Below are 26,832 nucleotides of genomic sequence, written 5' to 3'. Positions count from 1 at the left end.
CATAAGGAAGAATAATGAAAAAATCACTTTGTCTTATCTTACTATGTTTGCCGTTGCTGATATTGGCAACTACACTTAGCACTACAATTCAATTTCCTGTTCCTGCCGAGGGGCTTTCCCTTCAGGCATTAAGTAAAGAGGGTTATGGTTGTTACGGCGCTCCCGGAACATTGCAGCTGCCTGTTAAGCAAGTAAATATTCTTCTACCTAAAGATGCCGTTATTGATAACTGGCAAGTGAAATTTGATTCCGCCAAGACCCTTGCCGGAGAACCGCCGGCAATAAATTCCGCCTTTACCAACGGAGAGGAAATATTAACCTCTCCTGTTAATAGAAACACTCCTTCGCGTTACAGCTATTCAGGTTTACGCAAATGGGGAGAGCTGAATTATGCCTGTTTCAATATTTTGCCAGCAGTTTATGAAGGCGCTAACTGGCAGTGGAATTCTTCGTGCAACATAACTATGAACTATACAGCAACACCCAAAGCCAAAGGCGTTATTCCGCCTGTTTTCAACAAAGCTGATTTTTTTGCTAATCCGCAATATCTTTCCCAATGGTATAATACCTCCAAAGAACGCAATAATCGTCTTTTGGTTATTACTACCCCGAATTTGTATGCAGCTTTGAATACTCTTGTTCTCTATCGTGAAGCTCAAGGTGTAGAAGTTTCTTTTTGTGATATAGCAATAGCTTTAGCTTCCGGAACGGGAACCGATAATGCCGAAAAGTTGCGTAACTTTCTGCAGAATACTTATGTTCAGATTCCCTTTTCCTACCTGCTTTTAGTTGGTGATTATGATCTTGTTCCCGTTGCCTATGTAATTCCTGAACCCAATGGGCTGGATACAGTTGCTACAGATTTCTTTTATTCCGATTTAAGCAGTAATTGGGATACCGATAATGATGGCAGGCGAGGTGAATATTCCACCGGTTATATGAATGAGGATTATGGCATTGATTTTACCCCGGAGGTCTTTGCAGGACGCATTTCTACCAATAATGCTACTGAGGTCTCCGCCATTGCCAATCGGATAGTTGCTTACGAACAAACAACTGAGCCCTGGAAAGATAAAAACTTGTTACCGGCAGCTTTTTTGAATTATCAGGGAGAACCGGAACCTCCATATTTACAAACAGATGGAGCCCTTTTTATGGAATTTATGCGGAATACCTGTTTAGCAGAACAGGAAAACTTTTCTATGTATGAACAGGAAGGCGTTGTTCCTTCTTTTCCCGGAGACCTGCCTTTAAATTATAACAATTTAAGAAACAAGCTTAATTCTGAAAGCTGGGGTTTTATCAATTGGGATGCACATGGCAGTTATGGACACTCTTCCCGGAGAGTTTGGGAAAATGATTATAATCAAAATAACCTACCTGAAGACAGTGAAATGGACTGGAAGAGTTTAGTTGATTGTCAAAGTTTTGATAATTTGGAAAATACAAGTGGAACGGTTATTTATGCTGCATCGTGCTATAACGGATATCTGGATTACAGTAATGCCTGCCTGGCAGAATATGCCTTAATTAAAAAAGCAGTAGGAGTTATTGCAGCTACCAGAACCGGCTGGTATAAAATCGGATGGCAAAATCCTGGTTGGGGCGGACTTGCCAGTTATGACTATCATTTTGTGGAAAACTTCCGTCAGGCAAAACTGGATTTAGGTTCTGCACATTCCTGGGCAAATCTTTTGCATACCCAATTTTACCTTTTTGGTGATCCTGTTGATACCGGAGGCATAATCTACCCTGAATTACAAAATGTTTACACTTATATGCTTTTTGGAGATCCGATGCTGGGTTGGATTCCTAATCAAATTAACCCCACGGGAGAAATTTTGGTTTGGGAACCCACAGGAAATGAAGGACTTGCAGTTGTTAATGCCCTAAGGCAGATAAGCGATTTCAATGTGATTTATTCCGATAAACTAATTCCGGACTATGCTTATTTGAATAACTTTGAGGCAGTATTTTACCTGGCTGGAAATTCACTTTCCGAAACAGAACTGCTGCCAACTGCTTATGAATACAGTTACTTAAATAGCTATTTGGAAGCGGGAGGTAAACTCTATTGCGAGAATTATTTTGATGATAGTTACGGACAGTTATATACCAAAATGGGTGTTCAGATGGCAGATAATATTCCTCTTAGTGTTACCTCTATCCTTTATCCTGCTAATAATATAACCTGGAATTATGTCCCGTCTGATTCATCCGTTGTCTATGCTCTCATTCCTAATCAAATATCGGCGGAAGGAATATTTTTCTCCTCCACCGGCAATACCGATAATCCTATTATAGGCGTTTTAAATGCTACTGATAATTACTCTGTGCTTACTTCCACTTTTAGAACCGCACAAATAGAATCAGGGGACTATACCCTGAGAAATCTGATAGGGATAATTCTTTCGGAACTGGAAGTGATGGATTATAATCCTGAGGGCAATGACGATCCGGTTATACCTTCTGTAATTCAATCTCTTAGTGTGTTTCCCAATCCCACCTCACAACTATCCTCTATCAGCTTTAATCTTTCCAAGGGTTCACCAATATCTCTTGCAATCTACAACGGGAAAGGTCAAAAAGTGAAAACCATTGTTCAATCTGAACTTAAAAGCGGTGATTATCAATTTACCTGGGATGGAAGAGATAAAAACGGCAGGTCTTGCGCCAGCGGAGTTTACTACTATAAAATTGTTACCCCGGAAAAGAATATTACCAGGAAAATGCTGCTCTTAAAGTAACGCAGGAAAGATGTTAAGTTGGCAAATGAGAAATATAACTAACCCCATACATAATTCCTATAATGAATGCTTTTAGAACAGCAGTTATTTACGAAGGGTTATAAACCCAATGAAAAAGATAGTTTAAGAGATTGTTTAGCAGGTATTATATCCTGCGTTTGCAGGAAGGAAAGAGGAACTATAAAGTTTAATTAACAGTTACAAGCAAAGGGGATAGTCCTATTTGGAACTTTGCAGGATGGCGAAGATACCTGAAACTATTACTTCCGAATAAGTTATCACCTGTCTCATAGTAGAATATATAACGACCCTTTAACAATGCTTTAACAATTCCTTAGTTCCGTTAAGGAATCGTTAAAGAATCTTTAAAGCATCAATAAAGGAAAAACAATGCAGAGATGAAAAAAGGTTTGAAACTAATTATGCGACTAAAAACAGAACCAGCTAATTGCTTGGCAAATAGCCAAAGGCACCTTAACAATTGTTTTGCCGGTAAAGACATAAACATAGTATAACCCGTTTATAAAAAATGGTATTACGCAAATTACACTGTATCCTTCGGCACTGCTTCTTAATTGGCGAATATTTCCTGCTATCTGCAATAATAAGATTAACAACCAGGAATAAAAACCTGCGGAGAAAGAGATTAGTTAAAAACAATAGCCGCTTTGGCAAACACTTTTTACGCACTTTTAAGATTAAGCTAAGCATCAAAAATCCCCAAGAACTGCAGAAATGGCATAATAAAGCATACCTGGCGGTTTCCAATCATACTACCTACATAGATATAATATTACTTGCTGCATTGGAGAATATGGTATTCATCACTTCCGTAGAAATGAAACATAATCCCTTTTTAGGCAAAATAACCCGCGATGGGGGATGCCTTTATACTAACCGAAAAAAGTTCGCATCTTTACCCCGGGAAATTGAATACTTCGCTTCCGCTATTCGGGATGGCTTTAAAGTTCTTCTGTTTCCTGAAGCCACCAGCACGAACGGATTAACGATTCAACCCTTCCGAAAATCCCTCTTCCAGGTGGCAATTTCAGCCCAATGTGCTGTTCTTCCGCTCTGTATTAAATATAAAACAATAGACGGAAGAAGGATAGATAAAGAAAATCGCGATCTGATATACTGGTATGGCGATATGCCCTTTTTCTCTCATTACTGGAAACTTATCGGACATACCCTTGAAGCAGAAATTGAAGTTTTAGAAGCCGTTCCCTATAAAGATGGCAAAACCAGGCAGGAACTTTCGGCGGAAATATATCAGCAAATCCTTTCTTGCTATGAAAAAAACGAAAGTTAAGTTGACAAATTGAGCAGCTTTGTAACTATGGTTTTTAGGAACCGGGATGAATTTTATGCTGGATAGGGCTGATTATTTTGTAATTCCTGCTTGCGCAGGCATAATAATTAAACAGAAACAGAAGGAAAAGTATTCTGCAAAAAGGAGCAGAGATGAATAATAAAGATGACGCAAAAAACAAATTGCACCTGGGTAAAATCAACTATATCTTATTGCTGATTGCCGCGATAGTATTAGTTATCGGCTACTTAATTATGTCCTTAAACGAGATATCTGTTTCGCCGATACTATTGGCTCTCGCTTATGCCGTAATAATACCTTTTGCCTTATTGTATCAACCCAAAAAGAAATAAATGCCTTTTTTATCAGAAGAAACGCTGGTTCGGTTAAATAAATTTCAGCTTACTGCTAAAAGCATAGTTGAGGGCTTTTTAGTGGGCTTGCATAAATCTCCCTACCATGGCTTCAGCGCTGAATTTTCCGATCACCGACAATATAATCCCGGGGAACCGTTAAGAGACCTGGACTGGAAAATTTTGGCAAAAACGGAACGCTATTATATCAAGCGCTATGAAGAAGAAACCAATCTGCGCAGCTACATTCTTGTTGACCACAGCAAGTCAATGTTTTTCAGTTCCGGTAAAAACAGTAAAATTGAATATGCAACTCAACTTGCAGGTGCCCTGGCGTGGCTGATGATTTCTCAAAAAGATGCTGCCGGTCTTTATACATTTAACAATAAAATCACTTCTGCCTTTCCCCCCAAGGCAATAAGAAATTACACTTCTCAACTTTTTGCAGCCCTAATTAATTTAAAGGCGGAAGATACTACTGAATTCTTAACTCCCCTGCATCAAATTGCCGAACTGGTAAAGAAACGCTCTTTAATAATCATTATCAGTGACCTTTTAGATGAGCCGGAAAAAATTATGGCAGCACTAAAGCATTTCCGTACCCGCAATCATGAAGTGCTTGTTTTTCATATTGTTGACCCCAAAGAAGAAAAGTTTGATTATAAAAGAGAAGCTCAGTTCATAGATAGCGAAACCGGCGAAAAAATAACGGTTTCACCTTGGCAAATTCGCAAGGAATACCGGGAAAATTACAATAAATTTGTAACCTATATGAAGAATGAATGCTATAAAAACCGTATTGAATATAACCCTGTAGATACCTTTACTCCGATAGAAGACCTGCTGCTGAAGTATCTGATTAAAAGACAGAAGGGTTGAACAATGCCTTACCGCTATGTTTCACATGAAACAATTGCCTCCAAGCTCGCTACAGCAATAAAAAACATCACTTTTAACCCCGATCCCGATTTACCTGCAAAATTGAAATTAGCCCTAAATAACGAAAGCAATCCGCTCAGCCGGGAAATCCTTAATTGTATGCTTCAAAACATTGAACTGGCACCTGCCAGAGAAATACCCCTTTGTCAAGATACGGGAACACTTGTTGTTTTTGCTGAAATAGGTAATCAATGTATTATAGAAGGGCTGCCCTTACCAGAAATTATCAATGAGACGCTGAAAAAGGTCTCTGCGGAATTATATTTGCGTCCCTCTATTTTGCAAGACCCTCTTTTTAGAAGAGAAAATACCGGAAATAATGCTCCCGCCATTGTTCATCTCTCTTTGGTAGAAGGAGATAAGATAAAATTACAGATAGCTCAAAAAGGAGGTGGAGCAGAAAATATGAGCCGCCTAAAAATGTTCACTCCTTCTGCTAACGCGGCTGAAATAATGAACTTCGCTGTAGAGACGGTTGTTCTGGCTAAAGGTAATGCCTGTCCGCCTGTGATAATAGGAATCGGCATCGGTGGCAATTTTGAGACCTGTGCCCTTTTAGCCAAGAAAGCAATCTTGCAGCCCTTGAATAATAATAATCCCATAGAAGAATATGCTCTTTTGGAAAAGGATATACTAAACAGAGTGAATGAAACAGGAATTGGAGTTCAAGGTATGGGTGGAAAAACAACCGCCCTCGCTGTGCATATTTTAACGGCTCCCTGTCATATTGCTTCGTTACCTGTAGCAGTTAATTTACAGTGCCATTCCCACCGGCATATAGAAATAATAATCTAACTTATGATAACATATAGATATACATTGCCTATTTGTCCTGCAGACATAGCTCCCTTGCAGCAATACGATAAAGTGCTCTTAACCGGATTTCTTTATACAGCCAGAGATGCAGCTCATAAAAAAATGGCTGAGATATTGCAAAAAGGGGAAAGATTACCTTTGGACTTAGCGAAAACGGCACTTTTTTATTGTGGACCAAGCCCGTTGAAACCAGGAAATAGATGTGGCGCTATAGGACCCACAACCAGTTCCCGAATGGATATTTACACGCCTCTATTAATTCAAAACGGCTTACGAGTTATGATTGGCAAAGGTGAACGCTCGCTGGAAGTGCAAAAAACGATTATGGATTTTGGAGCGGTCTATTTCCTTATGCCGGGAGGCATTTCTGCCTATCTTTCTCAGTATATCGTTTCTTATGAAACATTCCTGTGGCAGGAATTGGGTCCTGAGGCAATTTATAAGCTTCGGGTGAAAGAAATTCCGGTATTTGTGGGCATAAAATAGTGAGATGGCGAGATGGCGAGATAGCGAAATAGCGAGATGGCGAGATGGCGAGATGGTGAGATGGCGAAATAGCGAGATGGCGAAATGTCCAAAAGGCGAAAATCGGCTAATTTTATAGACATTGGTTCTTGCGAGGAAGTGAGGACAAAAATCAGGTTTGAAAAAAAGTGATTGACATAAAAGGGGATTTTTTGTGCGTGGAACGGAAGCTTGAATAAACTGTTTAGATTGACCAATAGGAGACAGAGCGTATGAGGTTATATAGAAACCGCATAATCATTCTATTGCTGTTTCTGTTCATTATTGTTGGCACAGCAACAATTGCTCAGAAAAGAACAGATGCCGATAGCTATGTAGTAGAAGATTTCAAAATTGAAGATATTCCTGCTGATGACGGAACGGGATTAATGCTATCGTGGAAGCCCCTGGAACGGAACAAAAGAATTATTGAATACCGTATTTACAGGGGAGTAAGTCCTGATACCCTTTTCTTTATAGATGCCATTCCGGTTAATGTAAAAACAGGTGTTGCTTCTGAGAGAATGTTCTATTACGATAATTCCGGCACGGAATTTTTTGATATTTCTTCGCCTCGGCACTTAAAAAAGGAAAAGCAGCAAAGTGCAAATAGTCCCCTCTATCAAAAGATGCCTCGGGATATTCCTTTTTTAGCTAAGATGGCGGATAAATATACCCTGACTTCATTTATTGAAAAGAACAAATACTATTACAGCAGCAAAAAGGTTACTTTGTCTAATTCCGATAAGCAAAGGAAAGAAGAAGACGAGACCTACGCGGGGCTAAAAGATAATCAACAGACGGTATATTGTTCCTTAAATCCCGGGGAGAAATACTTTTATACTATTGTAGCGGTGAATGAAAGAAGACAGTTTCAAAAGCCCGCAAAAATTATAGCAGGCAGTCCGAAACCCAATGCTCCTGAACCGGCAACAGCTTTTCACAGTGTTGTTTTGCAAGATCTAAGAGAGTTACGGTTTGAATGGGAACTGCCTCTTTATAATTCAGATATATATCAATATTGTATTTACCAAACACCTCTTTTATCATCTACGGAGTGGGATTCGCTTCGCTTACATCCTGAACTTTTTCAAGCAAAAACAGTAGTTCTTCATGAAGGTTCGGCAGGTTACGGTTACGGAAAAAACTATTGTCAGGTTTCTATTCCTGCGGGTGATTCCCTTTCTACCTATATTAATTCTAACTATGCTTTGGAATTGATGGATACGGATGGTTTCAGCAGTTTTTCCGCTTTAAGCAAACCGAAGGTGAAAAGCAGTTATGATTTACCTGCAAAACCGGTTTTAAAAATGGAAGATAAACCTAATGACAAAGGTGACCGACTAACTGTTCTTTGGGATCATCCAATATGCTTTGTTGTTAAAACCACTGCTTTAAATGATAAATTCAATAAATTCAGGGTAAATTATCAGCTGAATCAAACCGATACTCAGAAAGTGGATAATATCTATTTTGAGTTCTATAAGAAGGGTGAAACAAAGCCCTTTGCCCAAATTAATGAATTTTATCAGGATAACAGCATTATCTTAAAAGTGCCTGATCATTATGATTACAAAAAGGGATTTCGGGTAAAAATTACGATGCGGGGTAAGCCGGAAATACCTCAGGATTATTGCCTGGAACAAAATTTGGAATATGACCCCAATATGTTAGCTATTTTACCTACTAAGGCACTATACCGTAACGGCATAGATGTTTCCAAAATCAGCAATGTTGTTTATCGCAAAAATGTGGCTTCGCCGCAGTTAAGTATGGTTAAACGAAATACATCTTACGATAATTCGCTGGAAGTAACTATTCCTTATGTTACTATGATCACAAAGCAGGTTTATGGTTTTAGTTTTGCTCAGGGTGATTCGTTTATAACTTATATAAATGGAGAGCGGAAAGCCCGCAAGTTAAGAAATAATGATATTAAAACTCCTCTGGCTCTGGTTTCTCCGAATATAGATTTGGTGTATGATAAAAATAATGAAATCCGCATTGAGACCAATATTTTTCCTGATTTAGGCAAAAAAGAAGCACAGGAGAAGGTTGAAGAGCTAAATAAAAAGCTTTTAGAACTTAAAACCAGTAAAGATACAATAACTGATCCTGCTAAAACGGAACAAATAAAACAGCATATTGACCAGATACAAAAACAGCTGAATGCCTACAGCAAGAACGAACAACTGCTTAAAGCCAATACAATTACAAACCGGAAAAGCAGGATGCGTTTCATTGCTAAAACCCGAGAGGATTATTCCCGTTACAGCACTTATCAGGTTGTCCGCACAAATGGCAGAGGGCTGTTTACAGAAAGTGACTTGTTAAAAGACGGCGATGATATTCTGTATATGAAACCGATTTCCAATATTTTTGATACTAATAAATATACTACTCTCGTGGCAATGCTTGTTTTCTGCATATTTGTGATAGTTTTTATCAATTTAGCCAAACGCGGAAAGGATTTGTATATTCGTCCAATAGCCGGTTTGGAAGAAATTGATACTGCAGTAGGCAGAGCTACGGAAATGGGCAGACCTATTATGTATATGATGGGAAATTTAGGGGTGAGTGATGTCTCTACAATTGCTTCAATGGGAATCCTAAGTTTGGTTGCCAAAAAGACAGCAGAATATGATATAAAGTTGATTATACCTGTCTATGATTATATTGTTTTGCCTATAGCGCAGGAAATTGTGCGAGATGCACATTATTCTGTAGGGCGTCCGGATAGCTACGATAAAAACAACATATTTTTCTTAACGAATACCCAGTTTGCTTATGTAGCAGGGGTAAATGGAATTATGATTAGGGAACGGGTAGCCACGAACTTTTATATGGGATATTTTGCAGCAGAAGCATTATTGATGACCGAAACAGGAAGTTCAATTGGAGCTTATCAAATTGCCGGAACAGATGCTATAACCCAGATTCCTTTCTTTATTACAACTTGTGATTATACTTTAATTGGAGAAGAGCTTTATGCTGCTTCTTCTTATTTAAACCGTGAACCAATGCAGCTGGGAACTTTGAAAGCGCAGGACTATTACAAATTCCTGATTTTTGCCTTTGTAATAGCTGGAGCGATTCTTTCCAGTTTTCAGTTAACCGGTCTTAGCGAATTATTTCCCCTTAAATAAATGAGGTAGTATATGAAAAAGACAATACCTTTAATCATCGTAATTGTCGGTGGCATCATCTTTGTGCTCTATGCGTTAAGTCCGCATAAGCTTATCCAGGATGATTTCTACAACAAATTTTACATTCCCTGGGCTTATGCATCAGCACCTTGGGCTGCTCTTTTGGGAGTTATTAGTTTGTGTATGATGCATAGCAGTAAGATCAAAAGAAAAGCTCCCAAATGGCAATACAGTTATTTCTTTTTTGCCGGGTTTATCATTACATCTTTAGCCGGTTTTATTGGCGGAACCCAGAAAGGTAGTATGTTGATGTGGATATTTGAGAATATGCAAATGCCGATGAATTCCACGATGTTTTCCCTTTTGGCATTTTATATGGCTTCAGCTGCCTATAAAGCATTTAGAGCCAGATCGGGAGAAGCCACAGTTTTACTTATTGCTGCAATTATAGTAATGTTGGCGCAAGTGCCTTTAGGGGTTAAGATATATAAAAATCTACCGGTTATTTCGCAATGGATATTAGATGTTCCTAATCTTGCTTCCAAGAGGGGAATTGCCATTGGCGTTGGTCTTGGGGGTGTAGCCACTTCCCTGAAAATCCTTTTGGGTATTGAGCGTTCCTATTTGGGTGGAACAGATTAAACAAGGAGAGATGAAGAATGAACTTTTTTGAAAGAATGCAAAGTTTAGATCGGCGTTGGATCTATATTGTAGTTGCGCTGGCAATTATCATCCCTCTAATGATACCCTATAATTCGGATAATGTAACATCCGCTCCTACAGAGAATTTGTATCAGATGCTTGATTCCTATGCCGGAAGAGAAGATAGAGCTGTCTTATTAAGTTTTATGCACGATGCTTCTACGATGCCTGAACTTTACCCGATGGAAATAGCTATAATCAGACATTGTTTTGAACGCAATATCAAGGTCTTCGCTCTCACTTTTCTTACCTCGGGAGCTCCTATTATTGACTATGCTTTCAATTCGGTAAAAGAAGAATATCCGGATATCAAAAGCGGAGTTGATTATTGCAATTTTGGCTACCAACCTCAGGCAATGGCTGTTGTCTTGGGTATGGGAGATAATATTGCTAATACCGTAACTACAGATGCTGAAGGGCGTAAAATTGCAAGCTTGCCGATTATGAAAGGGATTACTAACTACAACGAAATGAACCTGGCAATAGAATTTTCCGGAAGCACCCCAGGAACTTACTGGATATATTATGCCCGACCCAAATTTGGAGTTAATGTTGCCTTAGGGGTTACTGCAGTTATGGCTGCTGATGAATATCCCTATTTACAATCAGGGCAATTGATTGGTATGCTTACAGGACTAAAAGGCGCTGCGGAATATGAAAAACTGGTAGATGTTTTTGCTGCTTACAGAGACCCGACAATTGACTATAGCGTGAAAACCGATGCGGAAGGAAACAAAATTCTTCCCGGTCGTCCCTTTGGTAAAGAAGTTTTAAATGATGAAAGCACAAAGAAATTAATCAATATTACAACTCAAACCAGGGCGGAATTTACTCCTGCTGAATATGCTGCATTTATAGCTAAATATCCGAACCAGAAAGCAATCTTTGAGCAATTGCAAGAAGAACAAAACGGGACAATTATTATAGATGTAACCAAGATAACTCCGGAACTGAGAAATCAGATGGGAGAAACTGCTTACAGGGAAATCAATCGGTTAACGCACAATATCAATTATAAATTCAAAGTAGCCAGAATTGGAATGAATGCGCAATCAGTTGCCCATATTATGATTATTGTCTTTATCATTTTGGGTAATATCGGTTATTTCATTCAGAAAGCCAAAGCGGTTGAAAAGTAAGAAAGGGAGGATAACAATGAGTTTTGAATTATTTAGTAATCTGGTAGCGGCATTTTTCACCCTGTGTATTTTTTCCTTCCTTTATAAGGAAAATCCCTTTTATAGAATGGCGGAACAACTGCTGGTAGGAATATCCCTGGGTTATGCTTTAGTTTTTACTTATGAGCGAATATTTATTCCGTATGTTTGGCAGCCGATTATGTTAAAGCATAATTTGGTGCTTATTCTGCCTTCTATTTTAGGTATTCTTTATCTGTTCCGTTTTTCCCGCAAACTGGGTTGGCTTTCCCGTTATCCTATTGCTTTTTCTATGATGATGATCGGTTTTGGTGTTCCTATGGGAATTCATGCCGGAATATTAGTTCAGATGAGACAAGCGATGGTTCCTCTGGAAAACATCAATCTCATACTTATTTTGATCGGCACAATTGCTGTTCTGCTATATTTCTTTTTCTCCAAAGCACATACCGGGGCTTACGGCAAATTTGTCGGGCTGGGAAAATGGTATATGATGATTGGGTTCGGTGCTTCTTTTGGTTTAACAGTTATGGCTCGTATTTCCTTGCTGATTGGAAGAATCCAATTCCTGGTGATAGATGTTTTGGGTTTGATGAAATAGCGGGATAAGAAACCTGTAAGTTCTCTGGTTGCCTGGAAAGTGCAACTATTAGTAATTCGTTTAGCTGGCTAAAGCAACAGGGAACTTTGGGTAAGGGATGAAGAGATGAAAAAATATTTGCTTATAATCGGTATCATATTGTTAATGGGCATTTCCCTGCTTTCAACGGATGAAGCAAAACCTGCCTCGGTGAAAGGTAAAATTACAGAACTGACAGCTGAGGATTTACCTTTTGATGATGGCTCGGGAGTTGTTCTTAAATGGAAACCTCTGGATAAATCGTATCGCATAATCAATTATAATATTTATAGAGGAGTTAGTCCGGACTCGCTGTTTTTTCTTAGCAGTATGGAAGTTGATCCCAAGCTGGGCGTTTTGGCTCAAAATTTGTATTACTACGACAGGGGTGAGCAACCCTTAATTGAATTTGAAACAGCTCCCTTAAAATTGAAGAAAGAAAAGCAGCAGGATGATAAAAGTCCTTTATACAAAAAGTTCCCGCAAAGACCAGAACTTCTTGCTTCTGTTTTAAATAGATATAATGTAATTGGAGCAATAAACAATTCCAAGCTATATCATAGTTCCAAACCTGTTTCCAAAGGTGAGGATATTATGGCGGGCTTGAAATTAAACCGGTTTGAGTCCATTTTAGGTCTTCCCAAAGCCGGGCAGGAATATTACTACACCGTTCTGGCGGTGAACGAAAGAGGGAAATACTTACCTTACGCAGATATTAAAAAAGTTATCCCTGAAGATAATCCTCCGGAACCGGCTGCAATTTTATCCAGCACTTACATTCAAGATACAGGAGTGTTCAATTTTGAATGGTTACCTCCATCTTCTTCCACTGATATATATCTTTGGGAGGGCTGGCTGATTCCTTCAGCCCTGAAACCTGTAAATGGCGAAACCCTTGTTGATAATTGGCAAAATAGCGCTATTTCTCTATTTCAGATTCCAAATTATTCGGGTTCTGTAAATACTTGCCACAGTGTAGATACCCGAAAAGAAGGGATTAAACTTCCCGAAAATATTGCAGATTATTATCCTGTGCTTTCTTACAGTGATTATGCAGGTCAAAGTGCAGCCGTAACTGCCAAAAATTTCCGCCTGTTAAATTCTTCTCAGCAGCTTAAAATGCCGCAAATTGAAGTAAAAGACAAAATCAATGACAAGGGTGATAATTTAACAGTTTCCCTGGGAAAACCTCTGGTTTTTGTCAGCCAGGCGCTGTATTTGAATAACGACAAAACGGCTTTACGGATCAACTATGAGGTCTCTAATAACGAACATTACAAAATCAAGGAATTGAGGTTTACTATTCTTGATTCCTTAAATAACGAAATTGGCAAGGTCTCGGAACATTACCTGGATAAAACAGTCCACTTCAAACTGCCGCAGCAGTATAAAGCCATTACAAATATGAAAATCCGCATTGCCGTTCACACTAACAGAATGGTCAACTTTGAGGATTATACGGAACAGCATATTGTTTATGATAAGAGTAATAAGATTTTCAAGGGTGAGAATATCTATTACGAGAATGAGCCGGTGAATAAAATTTATTATGAAGTCCTTACCCGCAACGGTTTTGACCCTGATTTCTTATTTGGCAATCATATCAATGGCTTAACCCGTGCGTTTGATCATTCCATTCCTTACGAAAGCACCCTTTACGAAAAGGTTTTGGGTTATGATGCCAAGAGTAAACATTTGCTATTAGACCCGCAACTGACTGTAGCTATAGATTCGCTGAACGGCTATGCTTTCGCGGTTCCGCTGTTTAAAGATAAGTTTACTAAAAACCTGCAACAGCAAAAGAAAGAACTGGATGCGCTGCTTTTGGAAAAGAATAAATATCTCGGCAACGCTATTCCCGATACTTTACTGGCAGCAATTCAAGAGGCGGAAGGAACCTATAATTTTATCACCAAACATCCTTCCTATCTGCAGGCACAAAAGATGCAGTCCAATAAGGAATGGCTGAAAACCTTAATAGCCACGCATAATAAAAATATGCGCAGTTATTCTTACCGGGTTATTAAAACAGATGGTAAAGCCAATTTTGTTACTACTGCAACCTATATTGACCCCAAAGGGAATACAAAATTTTACCCTAAGAGTGATTGGTTTGATACTACCAAATATATAACTCTCGCTGCTTCAATTTTATTGTGTTTATTCCTTATTGTTGCCATCATTCAAAGTAGGAAAGGGACAGCTTATATCAGACCCATTGCCGGTTTGGAATCAATTGAAGAAGCAGTTGGCAGAGCTACAGAAATGGGGCGTCCTATTATGTTTGTTCCCGGTTGGGGAACTTTAGGAGACCCTGATACTGTTGCTTCAATGTTAATTTTAGGACAGGTAGCCAAAAAAGCTGCCGAATTTGATATCCGCTTAATTTCTCCTCATTGTGATTATATGGTTTTACCTTTAGCCCAGGAAATTATTCATAATGCGTATAATGAAGTTGGACGCCCGGATGCTTATAATCCTAATGATATTTTCTTTATATCCTATGACCAGTTTCCTTATTGCGCAGGTATTAATGGCATAACCGTTCGCGAAAGAGTTGCCACTATTTTCTATATGGGATATTTTAATGCAGAAGCATTGCTTTTAACGGAAACAGGAAACCAAACCGGTGCTTTTCAAATTGCCGGAACCGATGCTATTACTCAGGTGCCGTTTTTTATCACAACCTGTTCCTACACTTTAATTGGAGAAGAATTTTATGCTGCTTCTGCCTATATTTCACGCAATCCTGACTTGGTCAGTATGCTGAAGGCATCGGATTATTTTAAGGCAGTGGCAATAATTGTTCTGTTAATCGGCACTTTGCTGGCAACCTTGAATTTTACAGGTTTTATTAACGCCTTTCCGATTGAATAAAAAAAAGAGGTTGACGCAAAGGTCAACCTCCTGGTGTCTTTTAACTTAAGCTCTTCGCTCCTGGTTACTTGATCACGGTTATTTTTTGCCGGTAGTTTTGCCTCAGCGAATTCAGTTTTAACAGGTAAACACCACTGGGTAAATTCAGGTTTAAGTTCCTGGAAATAACTTCGTGTTCACCACCGCTAAAAGTTTGTTCATAAACCTTTTGTCCCCGGATGTTATAGATAGCAAGTTTGGCAGGAGATTTATCCTGAAAATAACTGATAGTAAAGCTATTGCGAATGGGATTGGGTTTCACTTCCAGATAGGTAACAACAGGAATGTAATTACCTTCTTCTATAGCAACAGGCAGAATAGTTAATGTAACGATATTGGAAGGAAGCGATAGCTGATCCGGAGAATAAAGTGCACACACATAAAAATTATAAGTTCCTGCTACAAAATCAGGAATAGTGCAAACAAGGGTTTCTGCCGGTAAAGTAATATAGAGTTCTTCATTCACATAAACTAAATATTGATTTGGCGTAAAGGGTGGTTCCTGCCAACTTAAATGAACGGTTCCTTGATCATCCACATATCCTTCCAAGGATTGAGGAGCAGGATAATATGCCCCTCCCAAAGTTCCATCAGGATTTAAACGCATAGCATAAAGGTCATAATCATTACCCTGTTCATAAGCAAGCACGCTCCAACCCTGATGAGAAACAGCTGAATCATAATGCAATTTAGGATTGGCAACTGAATCCAGATACACATCAACCAGCCAGGGACTGCTTTGATCGCTTTTTATGGCATTAACTTTCAAGATTTCATTGTTGCTGTCTCCAGGGCTGGCAGCTGCAGAATAAATACAATAAGCAGTATCTTGATAAAAATAGGCAGCTACAGGATCGGGATAAGTATTTCCCTGAGCAATTATTTGCACTCCTGTATCTCCCCAAAGTCGGTTTCCGGAAAAATCCATAAGTTGTCTGGCAAGTCCAACATTATTCTGGTCCGGATCGGTAGTCCGAAACCAGGCAAAAACATTATTATTTTCTGTATCCACAGCCAGTTTTGGATAATATTGCTGATTGAAAGTATCTGTGGAAATAAGAGTTCCGTTTTCAGGGGTGGTAGCTAAGCCGTTGGAATTTACCCTTGCCATATAGACCTCGTTAATCATATCATTATAGCGATCATCATACCAGGCAAGAACAGCTCCACCGCTGCCATCAGAAATAAAAGGAATATTCTGTTCCCAGGCAGGTAAACCCGCGGCAGAATTTACAGGGTTATTCCATATAGCAGTTCCTTCCGGGGAAAGTTTTGTAACGAAAACCTGACGGTTGGGAGCCCAAAAAGGTCCGCTGTCTAAATAGTATTTCAGCAACAAATTGCCATCTCCTGCGTCCAGTAATTGGGGCCAGGTAAAACTAACAGCATCTCCGGCAAAAGTGATGCCATTTGTTCCCCATAAAAGCTCTCCGGTAGGGGATATTTTTTGGAGGTGGATTTCGGTTGTTTGACCTGATCTTTGCCAGGCAACATAAACATCACCACTGGAATGACACAATAGAACAGGGCTCATATTAATATAGTCAGTGCTGGTATCGTAAGAAAGAGCTATGCCAGTGTTGGAAAGCAAAATATTGCCTCCAGAATCCACTTTATAAAGCATAACATTATTCACTCCGGATGTGCGGATATCCTGAAAAGTAAGCCAGCAATTTCCTGAAGGGTCTATATCCAAATCCCATTCTGTTAACCAGGTCATTTGCAGAAAGTTACTTATCAAAATTCCCTCGGGATTTTGCCAGAGAAGATTACCCGAAGCATCCAGATATTGCAACCAGACATCATAACTGCCGTTTACACTGTCAAAACGCCCTAAATACATATTTCCATCGCTCCCGATAGCTATTTTGGGGATAACTTGTTCACCAGCCCCTCCAGCTAAAAGAGTTGGGGAAGATGCGGAATTGCTGAATTGCGCGTTTAAGCAGTTAATAAGCAACACAATAAAGATAAGAAAAGCGGATTTTTTCATTTATCACCTCGTTTATCTATATATTAAAATTATAACTTGCTTTGTTTGAAAAACAAACCTTTTTATTAACCGCATTCAGGGTTACGGAAGATAGCTTCAATATAAACCCGAATAATTTAGTCCGGGATATGAAAATGCCTGATTACTATTGAGCGACGAGGGCATCGTTCCTCCGGAATAAAAAAGGGCTGTCTCAGCGAGCTCCAACTACCCAAATCGGAAAAACGACATCTTGTCTTTCTCTTTACAACCAAGCTATTTCTTTATCCCACTATATTTAATAGCCCAAAAGAACAATTATTGTAATTGAACTGGAGGTTAACATTCCTGTTATCAGTTCCTGCTTTTTGGGGATATGCTGCGGATGAGATTCCGGTATCATTCCCGTATCGCGATATGGGAACGATACGGGGGTCATATCGGAGTTTTATTGAGAAAATAACGGGTTCTCTTAGGCAAGGATATTTATGCAATTTGCTGATGGCAAGCTACAATAGTTGTTATCATTTTCCTGTTTTTATGCTAAAAAGGGACGGAAGGAAAGAAATTAACCTTTTAACACTGCTGTGAGCTGCTGACGGGTTATTTTACCTCCGCTGGCATTTTGGGCTTCCCATAAAATGATATAAAGCCCCCGGGGAGCGAAAGTTCCATTCTGTTTACAGCCGTTCCAGTAAAGAATTCCGGAGGCATTTACCAAGGCATAATCGGCAATACTGCAAATCTTACTGCCGCGTAAATCATAAACATTGCAGGTTATTCTATTTTCAGGTGCAGAAAAATTGTAAGTAAGAGATATTTTTTCGCCTTTTTTAGCATCACAGGGGCTTCCGGTCAGGGTTACTTTTCCCGGTGCGGGTAATTCCGTTTGTGGCAAGGTGCTGTTAGGAAATCCTGGTGTTCCCCCTTTTTCACTATAGCAATTTTGCCAGATAGAGGTAGAATCAACTAAAACCCTTTCTCTGGAAACACCCTTAATTATTTCCTCTCCGGTATAATTTAACGAATCCAAAGCTCCTGTTTCATTTTTCAAAACTAAGCAATCTCCGTCATTGTTTAAATAAGTCCAACTCTCGGCTAAAATTATAGAGCTTGCAGGACATTCCGGATAACGCAAAAGTAAAGCATCAGGATTTTGGCAAATTACAAAATAGCCACTTACTGCAGGAAGGACAAAACGGATTTTGGCAGCAGAACTATCTGCAATATAATATGTTCCGGGTGCACCTTGCTCACTGTAAATTTCAATCCATTCCTGATTGCCGGATTCCGGATAAGCCAGAAACTCATTGAGATATAGGGAAGCTTGCGTTGCATTGTCATAGGGAATCGTTAATACATTATTTGTGGAATCGGGGTCGTCTAAAAGAAATAAATTCACTGTGAAGGGTTCAGGATTACAGTAAAAAGCCAGATTCACACAAAGAGAATCAGCAGCAGCAAGAGGAGCGATTGCTTGCTGAACCAGTAATTCGCTATTTTGAGTAATTGTAAGTTCAGCAGTTAAAAGAGGAGAGAAAGAGCTTAAGTTTTTCAGCCAAAGGTTAAGTTGGGCATAGTTATTTTCCCGCTCTACTTCATAAATCCCCAAAGCATAATCACAGTGCAAACGATTTGCCAATCCGGGAGTTGGCTTTGCTTCCGCAATAAAATCCGTTTCACAATTATCCGTATCACAGCCGTCATATATTCTTGCCAAAGAATAACCAGCTGGAACATCAAGCGCAAAATTTAAACCGGGGCAATTGTGGTCATCCCATAGCTGATAAATGTTAGGAGAATCATAAAGCACAGTATCGGTATAAGTTCCATCGGAACTAACATATTGAATGCCATCTGTTTCGCTACCCCCGTTCTGAAAGCTGAAATTATAATACAGCTGAGCAGTAATTATTGATTCTCCTCCAATTAGTAAATAGCGTTGAGGGCGCAATTCAAAAAAGGGAAGGGTATATTGAACGGTATAAGAACTGCCCCCGGAAAGAATTTTAGCTCCTTCCAGCTGGATACTTGTGCTGCCGTTATTATAAAGTTCTATCCATTCAAAACCCTCATCACTGCCAACAGGATCGTAACAGACCTCGTTAATAACAATTGCTGCGTTCAAAGCAAGACAAAACAGTTCCCCGAAAGCACAAAGGATAAATATCCTGATTCGGTTCATAAATTTCGGGAGTTATTCCCGTTGCTCAATTCCAAAGGCAGAGGTTGAATTCCCCAAATATCATTGGCATATTCCTTAATTGCTCTGTCACTGGAAAATTTGCCAATGCGTGCTACATTCAGAATTGCCTTGGTAATCCATTCATCACGGTTCAAATAGAGTTCATCCACTTTACTGGAAGCATCGGTGAAGGCACGGAAATCAGCCATATTCAAATAGATGTCTCCATCTTCCATCAGTGCTTTCCAGATGGGTAAAAAGAGGTCTTTTTCGCCGTCATCAAAACTGCCGTCTATTAAAGAATCCACAACCCTTTTCAATTCGGGATCGCTTTCGTAAAAACTGCGAGGATTATAACCGCTTTGGTTAAGCTCTTTAACCTGCTCTGCATCCAAGCCAAAAATGAACATATTTTCGGCTCCGATTTCTTCTGCCATTTCAATATTGGCACCATCCAAAGTTCCCAAAGTTAAAGCTCCATTTAAAGCAAACTTCATATTTCCCGTTCCGCTGGCTTCATAACCCGCGGTAGAAATTTGAATGGATAGCTCGGTAGCGGGAATAATTCTTTCGGCTAAGGAAACACAATAATTAGGCAAAAAAACCACTTTCAGCCGGTCTTTGATATCCGGGTCTTTATTAACCACTTCACCAAGGTTATTGATTAGCTTAATTAAACGCTTTGCTAAAAAATAGCCCGGAGCTGCTTTTCCGGCAAAAATAACTGCTCGGGGAACAAAATTACCTTGCGGATTATCTTTAATCCGAAAATAACGGGCAATTGTGCCCATTACATTCAATAATTGGCGTTTATATTCATGCAGGCGTTTTATTTGAGCATCAAAAAGAGAATTTACCTGCACGCGGATTCCCGTTTCCCGATAGATATATCTGCTTAAATGGCTTTTATTTATGTCTTTCATTTCGGCAAAAGAAGTGCGAAAATCAGGGTCGGATATATATTGCTCAATTTGCTTTATTTCTTCCAGATTCGTGATCCAACCGGTGCCGATATATTCAGAAATTAAACTTGCCAATTGCGGATTACAAGTATGCAACCAAAGCCGGGGAGTGATGCCATTGGTCTTGTTTTGAAACTTTTCCGGATATAATTCTGCCAAATCGGGGAAAATCCTTTCCCGGAGGATTTTGGTGTGTAACTTGGCAACGCCATTAACGGTATGCGAACTATGAATTGCCAGTTGAGCCATCCTGATTGCTTTGCCGTTCGTTTCTTCAATTATAGAAAGATTACGCATTTTAGCTATATCGCCAGGATACAGACGCATCGCTTCTTCCATAACAACATTGTTTATTTGATAAATAAGCATCAGGTGACGCGGCAGAAGTTCTTCAAATAGCGAAAGACCCCATTTCTCCAGTGCTTCAGGCAAAATAGTATGATTGGTATAGGAAAAACAGCTTCTGGTAATTTTCCAGGCATTTTCAAAACTCATTCGTTCTTCATCAATCAAAATGCGTAACATTTCCGGAATGGCAAGAGCCGGATGAGTATCATTCAATTGAATGGCTATTTTAGCAGGAAAATCCTGATACCCTTTATGATACCTTTTCCAATGGGCAAAAATATCCTGCAAAGTAGCAGAAACAAAGAAATATTCCTGCTGTAAGCGTAACATCCTGCCCAAATGGACATTATCATTCGGATAGAGAACTTTGCTGATGTTTTCAGAAATGGTCTTCTTCTCCACTGCCTTTACATAATCGCCATTATTGAAATATTCCAGGTCAAATTCATCAGTACTGGTTGCTTGCCACAAGCGTAAATTATTCACATTATCCACTTGATAACCAGGAACAGGAATATCCCAGGCAACAGCCATAACATCTTCCGTATCCATCCAATGGTGTTCAATTCCGCCACCAGGAAGGGTTTCACTGATTACTTTACCCCTAAAACGCACCCGGTAAGTTAATTCCGGTCGATTGATTTCCCAAGGACAACCATTTTTTCGCCAATTATCAGGTTCCTCCACTTGATAGCCCTGAACAATCTGCTGTTTAAAAATGCCGAAATCATAACGGATGCCATAGCCGTAAGCAGGATATGCCTGGGTAGCTAAAGAATCCATAAAACAGGCAGCTAAACGACCCAAACCACCATTCCCCAAACCCATATCCGGTTCCAGCTCAATAATATCCTCTAAGGAAATGCCCATCTCTTTCAGCATATCGTAAACTTCATTATACACATCCAGGTTGATTAAGCTGTTGGTAAGCATTCTGCCAAGCAAAAATTCCAGAGAAAGATAATAGACCTTTTTCACATCCTGCTTGCGATATTCATATTGGGTGCGTAACCATCTTTCTATTAGCAGGTCTCTTAAACTGAGAGCCAAGGCATAATAGATATCCCATTTCTTAACAGTGGTCGTATCCTTTATCAAAGAATATTCCAAATGATTCAGAAACAGGGACTTCAATTCACTGTCACATTCTTCTGCCTTATCGGTGAAGAAAATGGAGTGATAGTCATTCTTTTGTATATAATCTTCTTTCACTAATTGTCCCTTCTTTGTTCTAATGAACACTTTTCCAAATGAGGAAAGGGGAATTGCTGTCAAGTAAAAAGTGAGGGCTGATACTTCCGGAATACGGAAAGCACTATGAATGCAAGGAAAAATGAAGAAAACAAGTGAATTTACTTTAGATGGTGAGATTTGCCGAAAGAGCTAACTCAGTGAAAAGCAAACAGTAAACGCTGTAGAGCGGAAAATGCCTTGCAGGTATTATAACATTGCCCTGAAATCTCAGTGTCCTCAGTGCTCTCAGTGCCCTCAGTGTCTTCAGTGTCCTCAGTGTCTTCAGTGGTAACAATTATCCCCATCATCTGCACAAAAATAAAAGAACCTATTATTTTACTTGACGCCATACCCTTATTCAAATATTATATTCTGTACGAGTAATTAATATATCTGATTATAAGTTAGGAACTAAGTTTTCTCAGGGAGGAAATATGAGAAAGACATTGTTTATAGTTATGTTGACCCTTTCTTTTATAGGAGGGTTATTCGCTCAGGTAAACATTCAAGCAGGACAAAATGTTACCCAAAACCTTGATGGTTTAGGAACATCTGCTACTGCAACTTTACCTGCAGGTTGGAAAGCAGATAAGAACAATTCAGTCCGCTTGGTTGGAGCTTATTCTGCAGCAGTAACTGCCACTGAAAGAGCAGGCGGTAATAATATGAGCTCTTCGGCTGGGAATGGAATCTATAACTATGGTGCAGGACCAGCAGATACTGCTGAAGACCGTGCAGTTGGTTTTATATCTTCCAGCTCTGCCACAAAAAGTGGTAATGTTTATGTTCAGCTTACCAATAACGGCAGCAGTGCCATCAATTCTTTTACCATAAGCTACAATGTGGAAAAATACAGGATGGGAACTAATTCAGCCGGTTTTTCCATCCAAATGTATTATTCCAATGATGGAACAACCTGGACAAGTGCAGGAAGTTCATTTTTAACTTCTTTCCCGGCTGATGCTTCCAATAATGGTTATGCTTCTGCCCCGGGAGCTACAGTTCCTGTTAGTGCCACTTTATCTTACTCTCTATCCGCAGGAAGCTCTTTGTATCTTGCCTGGAACTATTCTGTAACAAATGGTTCAACTACTTCCAACGCTCAAGGCCTAGGTATTGATGATGTAAGCATAACTGCCGAAGGAACAGCTTCACCCACCATTGTAGTAAATGGAACTTTAACTCCTTTTTCCACTTATACCGGTACTCCTTCAGCGCATCAAACCTACACTTTGAGCGGGCAAAATTTAACCGGAAATATCACTGTTACCGCTCCCACAGGTTTTGCTCTTTCTACTGATGGAACTACCTATACCGGCAATTTGTCTTTACCGGCTACTTTTAACGGAACTGTTTATGTGCGTTTAACAGGAGCCACAGCAGGAACTTTTTCCGGTAATATAATCCATTCCAGTTCGGGAGCAACTAATGTAAATTTAGCTGTGGAAGGAACTGTTACCAATCCTTCTCCGATGATAGAGATTACTGCCAGTTTAACTGATTTCAGCACTTTATTGGGAACTCCTTCTCCAGAACAACAGTATACGGTAACCGGATTATTTCTAACTGCAGGAATAAGTGTTACTGCACCTACCGGTTATGAACTTTCTACAGATAATACTACTTATTCTAACACCCTTAATTTAGCCAGTTCTTTTAGCGGAACTGTTTATGTGCGTTTAACCGGAGCTACAGCAGGAACTTTTTCCGGCAACATAGTCCATTCCAGCACAGGAGCTGAGACCCAAAACTTAGCCGTAAACGGAACAGTAACAGACCCGAATGCTTATAACACTTATTTAGCTGAGGAATTTAATTATACCGCGGGAACAACATTAACTTCCAATGGTTGGATTGCTCATAGTGGAGCTGGTAGCCATCCTATTATCGTAGCTGATGAAGGACTTGTCTATCCTGGCTATTATGCTTATCAGGGTTTAGCGGCACAGACGGTTTTTTCCGGTTCTGCGGAAGATGTTCATAAAACCTTTGCTAATCAGACCTCGGGAACTTTTTATGTCTCCTTTCTGTTCAATGCTTCGGAAGCTAAAACATCAGCTGATTATTTCTTCCACTTCGGGCCCAACCCTATCAGTACTGATTTCAAAGGTAGGGTTTTTGTCCAAAAAGATGCCTCCAATAACTTAAGATTTGGTATTTCAAAAGCGAATGGTATTTCCGAAACCGCCGCCACTCCTTACAACTATGCCTTAAATACTACTTATCTGATTGTAATGAAATATGTTATTGTTTCGGGAACCACTAACGATGAGGTCTATATGTGGGTTAATCCTGTTATCGGACAAACTGAACCCGCACCTCAGCTTACCGCTTCTGATTTAACAGGAGCTGATATAGCAGGAATTGGAGCTGTGGCTATCCGCCAGGCAAATAACACTCCTATAGCCAAAATTGATGGCATCAGAGTAACTAATGATTGGGCTAAACTTTGGGAAGGAACTCCAATGGAGACGCCAGCTATTCATACCAGCACAACCGAACTTGATCCTTTGGAAAGCATTGTGAATCTTCCTTCAGATGAAATTAGGGACTACACTTTATGGGGAACCAATATCTTAGGTGGAATAACTGTTACCGCACCCAACGGCTTTCAGGTTTCTACTTCGCAAACAGAAGGATGGGCTTCCAGTATTACTGTTCCGGCTGATTTCAATGCTAGTATCTATGTTCGTATGTTGGCTTCTGCCATTGGTGAATATGAGGGCAATATTGTTCATACCAGTGCCGGTGCCGAACCGGTTAATGTTCGTGTTACGGGAGAAGCTCTTCCCACACCTGTAACCTGGAACATTACTGCCAATTTAACTCCTTTTAGTGCCCAAGCGGGAACTCCTTCAGCAGTTCAATCATATACTCTAAGTGCACCCGGTGCTGTTGATCCTATCCAAATTACTACTACTTATCCTTTTGAATTAAGTTCAAACGGCACAAGTGACTGGACAACTTCTTTGTCCTTAAGCTATAACTATATTGGCAATGTTTATGTCCGAATGAACGCATCGGGAGCAGGAACTTTTAATGGGCTAATTAACCACAATACTACTTATGCTAATGAATATCAACTGTCTGTTAGTGGAACCGCTACACCTCAACCCGGAATGGCAAGTGACTTATTTTTCTCGGAATATATTGAAGGCAGCAGTAATAATAAAGCAATTGAAATCTTCAACGGAACCGGTGGACCGATTGATTTAAGCAATTACAAGGTTTGCCTTTTTACTAACGGTTCTTTAACACCAACAAATACTTTAAATTTAACCGGAACTCTTAATCATTCGGATGTTTATGTTATTGCCCACGCTTCTGCCAATGCAGATATACTTGCTCTATCAGATACAACTGCAAGTGTTACTTTTTTCAATGGAAATGACGCTCTGGGACTATATAAACTTGGAACTACAGAAACCTTGATAGATGTTATTGGCACTATTGGAACGGATCCTGGAACTATCAATTGGCCTGTTGCCGGAATAGCTTCTGCAACTGCCGAACATACTTTAATTCGTAAACCTTCTGTTACTCAGGGTAATTTGGATTGGGCAACAAGTGCTGGAACTAATGCAGATGATAGTCAGTGGGTTGTTTATGCTATAGATTATATTGCTGATTTGGGAATGCATACTTTTGGCAATGTGGTAGTTAAACCTACTTTTAATCCTCCTGCCGGTGCTTATGCCAGTTCTATCAATGTAACGATCAGCACAACTACTCCTGGAGCTGTTATTCACTATACTACAGATGGTTCTGAACCCACAGAGTCCTCTGATATTTACAGCAATCCAATTCCCGTCAGTTCAGATACAACTATAAAAGCTAAGGGTTATGCCACCGGCTTTTCACCTTCTGGAATTGCCACTGCTTTTTATGATTTTTCGGAAAATGTAGCCACTATAGCTCAACTCCGAGCCGGAACTGTAGGTAGTGCCTATCGTCTTACCGGAGAAGCAGTTCTTACTTTCCAGCAGGCAAATCGTAATCAAAAATATATCCAGGATGCTACCGCAGCTATTGTTATTGACGACCCGAACGGGATAATAACCACAACCTATAATCTCTATGATGGCATTACCGGTATAGCAGGAACTTTATCTTTGTATTCAGGTCTTTTGCAATTTGTTCCCCTTGCTGATCCGGGTGCCGCAACTTCTCATAACAATACCATTGTTCCAGTAACAAGAACCCTGGCTACCATCACTTCTGCTGATCAAGCAAAGCTGTTAAAGATTTATAGCGTAACCTTAACACCCAATATTACAGGTGTTTTTGCTGCCACAGCAGAAAATATTACTGCCATGGATGCTTCCGGAACTTTAATAATGAGAACTTTCCCCGGTGCCGATTATGCCGGAACAACTATTCCTACAGACCCTGTGGATATTATCTGTCTGGGTGGACAATATAATGATACAATGCAATTTAGTCCCCGTTTTCTGGCAGATATAACTCCCGCTGCAGGAATTTTGGAAGCACCGCTTGTTAATATTTCTCAAGTGGCTGGAACGATAAACCTTAGCTGGATTGCAGTTAATGGAGCAACTAACTATAGAATTGAATCCGCAGATGATCCTTATGGAACCTGGACTACAGTAACAACTACTGCCAATCTATTCTATAGTGGAGCAGCTGCTTCTAAAAAATTCTATCGGGTGATAGCAATCAACTAAACATAGCGCATCCGTAAAAATAATTGGAGGTGGAGATTTTTTCTCCACCTTCTTTTTTGTTCCTATTTTAATTCACAAGTTTGAGGTTTGAAGACCAGTTGAACTATATTTGTATGTAAATTTATATAAAGCTGCGCCTTATTTCCTGCCAAGTTGAAACCTTTATGTTTCTTTAGAGTTTCTTTAACGACTCTTTAACAAAGTTAAGGCATTGTTAAAGGATCGTTAAAGAGCCG

Annotated in this window: 17 protein-coding genes; 12 read left to right on the top strand and 5 right to left on the bottom strand. The window is 39.6% G+C overall.

All coding sequences use genetic code 11. The features are described 5' to 3' along the window. Positions 1–14 precede the first annotated feature (14 nt). The 11 genes from PLE33_02760 to PLE33_02710 all read left to right on the top strand — a co-directional run bounded on the left by PLE33_02760 (position 15) and on the right by PLE33_02710 (position 15,172). Positions 15–2,747, top strand: coding sequence for a C25 family cysteine peptidase (locus PLE33_02760; GenBank protein HPS60165.1), 2,733 nt, complete (start codon positions 15–17; stop codon positions 2,745–2,747). 529 nt (positions 2,748–3,276) lie between these two features. Further along, positions 3,277–4,059 carry a lysophospholipid acyltransferase family protein gene (locus PLE33_02755; GenBank protein HPS60164.1) on the top strand — a complete coding sequence of 261 codons (783 nt, stop codon included), beginning with the start codon at positions 3,277–3,279 and terminating at the stop codon, positions 4,057–4,059. A 152-nt stretch (positions 4,060–4,211) separates the two neighbouring features. Continuing rightward, a complete protein-coding gene (locus PLE33_02750; GenBank protein HPS60163.1) occupies positions 4,212–4,412 on the top strand; it encodes a hypothetical protein in 201 nt (66 codons plus the stop codon). Continuing rightward, entirely contained in the window at positions 4,413–5,291 is an 879-nt protein-coding gene (locus tag PLE33_02745; GenBank protein HPS60162.1) for a DUF58 domain-containing protein, read from the top strand. It begins immediately after the preceding gene. Positions 5,292–5,294: 3 nt separating this feature from the next. After that, entirely contained in the window at positions 5,295–6,146 is an 852-nt protein-coding gene (locus PLE33_02740) for a fumarate hydratase (GenBank protein ID HPS60161.1), read from the top strand. Between the two features lie 3 nt (positions 6,147–6,149). Further along, complete coding sequence (locus PLE33_02735; GenBank protein HPS60160.1) at positions 6,150–6,653, top strand: FumA C-terminus/TtdB family hydratase beta subunit; 504 nt, start codon at positions 6,150–6,152, stop codon at positions 6,651–6,653. Between the two features lie 251 nt (positions 6,654–6,904). After that, positions 6,905–9,817, top strand: coding sequence for a hypothetical protein (locus tag PLE33_02730; GenBank protein ID HPS60159.1), 2,913 nt, complete (start codon positions 6,905–6,907; stop codon positions 9,815–9,817). Positions 9,818–9,829: 12 nt separating this feature from the next. Further along, positions 9,830–10,459, top strand: coding sequence for a hypothetical protein (locus PLE33_02725; protein ID HPS60158.1), 630 nt, complete (start codon positions 9,830–9,832; stop codon positions 10,457–10,459). Between the two features lie 17 nt (positions 10,460–10,476). Beyond that, complete coding sequence (locus PLE33_02720) at positions 10,477–11,658, top strand: hypothetical protein (protein ID HPS60157.1); 1,182 nt, start codon at positions 10,477–10,479, stop codon at positions 11,656–11,658. Between the two features lie 16 nt (positions 11,659–11,674). Further along, positions 11,675–12,277: a hypothetical protein gene (locus PLE33_02715; GenBank protein ID HPS60156.1), complete on the top strand. Its 603-nt coding sequence runs from the start codon at positions 11,675–11,677 to the stop codon at positions 12,275–12,277. Between the two features lie 105 nt (positions 12,278–12,382). Continuing rightward, complete coding sequence (locus PLE33_02710; protein HPS60155.1) at positions 12,383–15,172, top strand: hypothetical protein; 2,790 nt, start codon at positions 12,383–12,385, stop codon at positions 15,170–15,172. A gap of 64 nt (positions 15,173–15,236) precedes the next feature. On the opposite strand, the gene PLE33_02705 is transcribed toward PLE33_02710, so the two are convergent. From PLE33_02705 to PLE33_02685, 5 genes are all read right to left on the bottom strand, one after another. Beyond that, positions 15,237–17,204: a T9SS type A sorting domain-containing protein gene (locus tag PLE33_02705; GenBank protein HPS60154.1), complete on the bottom strand. Its 1,968-nt coding sequence runs from the start codon at positions 17,202–17,204 to the stop codon at positions 15,237–15,239. Positions 17,205–17,481: 277 nt separating this feature from the next. Next, on the bottom strand, positions 17,482–17,622 hold the full coding sequence (locus tag PLE33_02700) for a hypothetical protein (protein HPS60153.1): 141 nt from the start codon (positions 17,620–17,622) through the stop codon (positions 17,482–17,484). 129 nt (positions 17,623–17,751) lie between these two features. Beyond that, complete coding sequence (locus PLE33_02695) at positions 17,752–19,368, bottom strand: lamin tail domain-containing protein (protein HPS60152.1); 1,617 nt, start codon at positions 19,366–19,368, stop codon at positions 17,752–17,754. Beyond that, positions 19,365–21,890: a glycogen/starch/alpha-glucan phosphorylase gene (locus PLE33_02690; GenBank protein ID HPS60151.1), complete on the bottom strand. Its 2,526-nt coding sequence runs from the start codon at positions 21,888–21,890 to the stop codon at positions 19,365–19,367. Before PLE33_02690 ends, PLE33_02695 begins: the two co-directional genes overlap by 4 nt. A gap of 176 nt (positions 21,891–22,066) precedes the next feature. Next, positions 22,067–22,261, bottom strand: a complete 195-nt coding sequence (locus tag PLE33_02685; protein ID HPS60150.1) for a hypothetical protein — start codon at positions 22,259–22,261, stop codon at positions 22,067–22,069. 84 nt (positions 22,262–22,345) lie between these two features. Here PLE33_02685 and PLE33_02680 point away from each other — a divergent pair, with 84 nt between their 5' ends. Next, positions 22,346–26,596, top strand: coding sequence for a chitobiase/beta-hexosaminidase C-terminal domain-containing protein (locus PLE33_02680; protein HPS60149.1), 4,251 nt, complete (start codon positions 22,346–22,348; stop codon positions 26,594–26,596). Positions 26,597–26,832 lie beyond the last annotated feature (236 nt).

The organism is Candidatus Cloacimonas sp. (assembly GCA_035403355.1).
Lineage (GTDB): Bacteria > Cloacimonadota > Cloacimonadia > Cloacimonadales > Cloacimonadaceae > Cloacimonas.
The sequence above is the reverse complement of the archived record's forward strand: the minus strand, read 5'-3'. Positions and strand labels throughout refer to the sequence as shown.

Bases quoted from the DNA above. Each gene is read 5' to 3' on its own strand.
- PLE33_02680 (HPS60149.1), top strand. From the start codon at position 22,346: ATGAGAAAGACATTGTTTATAGTTATGTTGACCCTTTCTTTTATAGGA.
- PLE33_02695 (HPS60152.1), bottom strand. From the start codon at position 19,368: ATGAACCGAATCAGGATATTTATCCTTTGTGCTTTCGGGGAACTGTTT.
- PLE33_02755 (HPS60164.1), top strand. From the start codon at position 3,277: ATGGTATTACGCAAATTACACTGTATCCTTCGGCACTGCTTCTTAATT.
- PLE33_02715 (HPS60156.1), top strand. From the start codon at position 11,675: ATGAGTTTTGAATTATTTAGTAATCTGGTAGCGGCATTTTTCACCCTG.
- PLE33_02710 (HPS60155.1), top strand. From the start codon at position 12,383: ATGAAAAAATATTTGCTTATAATCGGTATCATATTGTTAATGGGCATT.
- PLE33_02725 (HPS60158.1), top strand. From the start codon at position 9,830: ATGAAAAAGACAATACCTTTAATCATCGTAATTGTCGGTGGCATCATC.
- PLE33_02750 (HPS60163.1), top strand. From the start codon at position 4,212: ATGAATAATAAAGATGACGCAAAAAACAAATTGCACCTGGGTAAAATC.
- PLE33_02735 (HPS60160.1), top strand. From the start codon at position 6,150: ATGATAACATATAGATATACATTGCCTATTTGTCCTGCAGACATAGCT.
- PLE33_02740 (HPS60161.1), top strand. From the start codon at position 5,295: ATGCCTTACCGCTATGTTTCACATGAAACAATTGCCTCCAAGCTCGCT.
- PLE33_02760 (HPS60165.1), top strand. From the start codon at position 15: ATGAAAAAATCACTTTGTCTTATCTTACTATGTTTGCCGTTGCTGATA.
- PLE33_02730 (HPS60159.1), top strand. From the start codon at position 6,905: ATGAGGTTATATAGAAACCGCATAATCATTCTATTGCTGTTTCTGTTC.
- PLE33_02720 (HPS60157.1), top strand. From the start codon at position 10,477: ATGAACTTTTTTGAAAGAATGCAAAGTTTAGATCGGCGTTGGATCTAT.
- PLE33_02685 (HPS60150.1), bottom strand. From the start codon at position 22,261: ATGGCGTCAAGTAAAATAATAGGTTCTTTTATTTTTGTGCAGATGATG.
- PLE33_02745 (HPS60162.1), top strand. From the start codon at position 4,413: ATGCCTTTTTTATCAGAAGAAACGCTGGTTCGGTTAAATAAATTTCAG.
- PLE33_02705 (HPS60154.1), bottom strand. From the start codon at position 17,204: ATGAAAAAATCCGCTTTTCTTATCTTTATTGTGTTGCTTATTAACTGC.
- PLE33_02700 (HPS60153.1), bottom strand. From the start codon at position 17,622: ATGACCCCCGTATCGTTCCCATATCGCGATACGGGAATGATACCGGAA.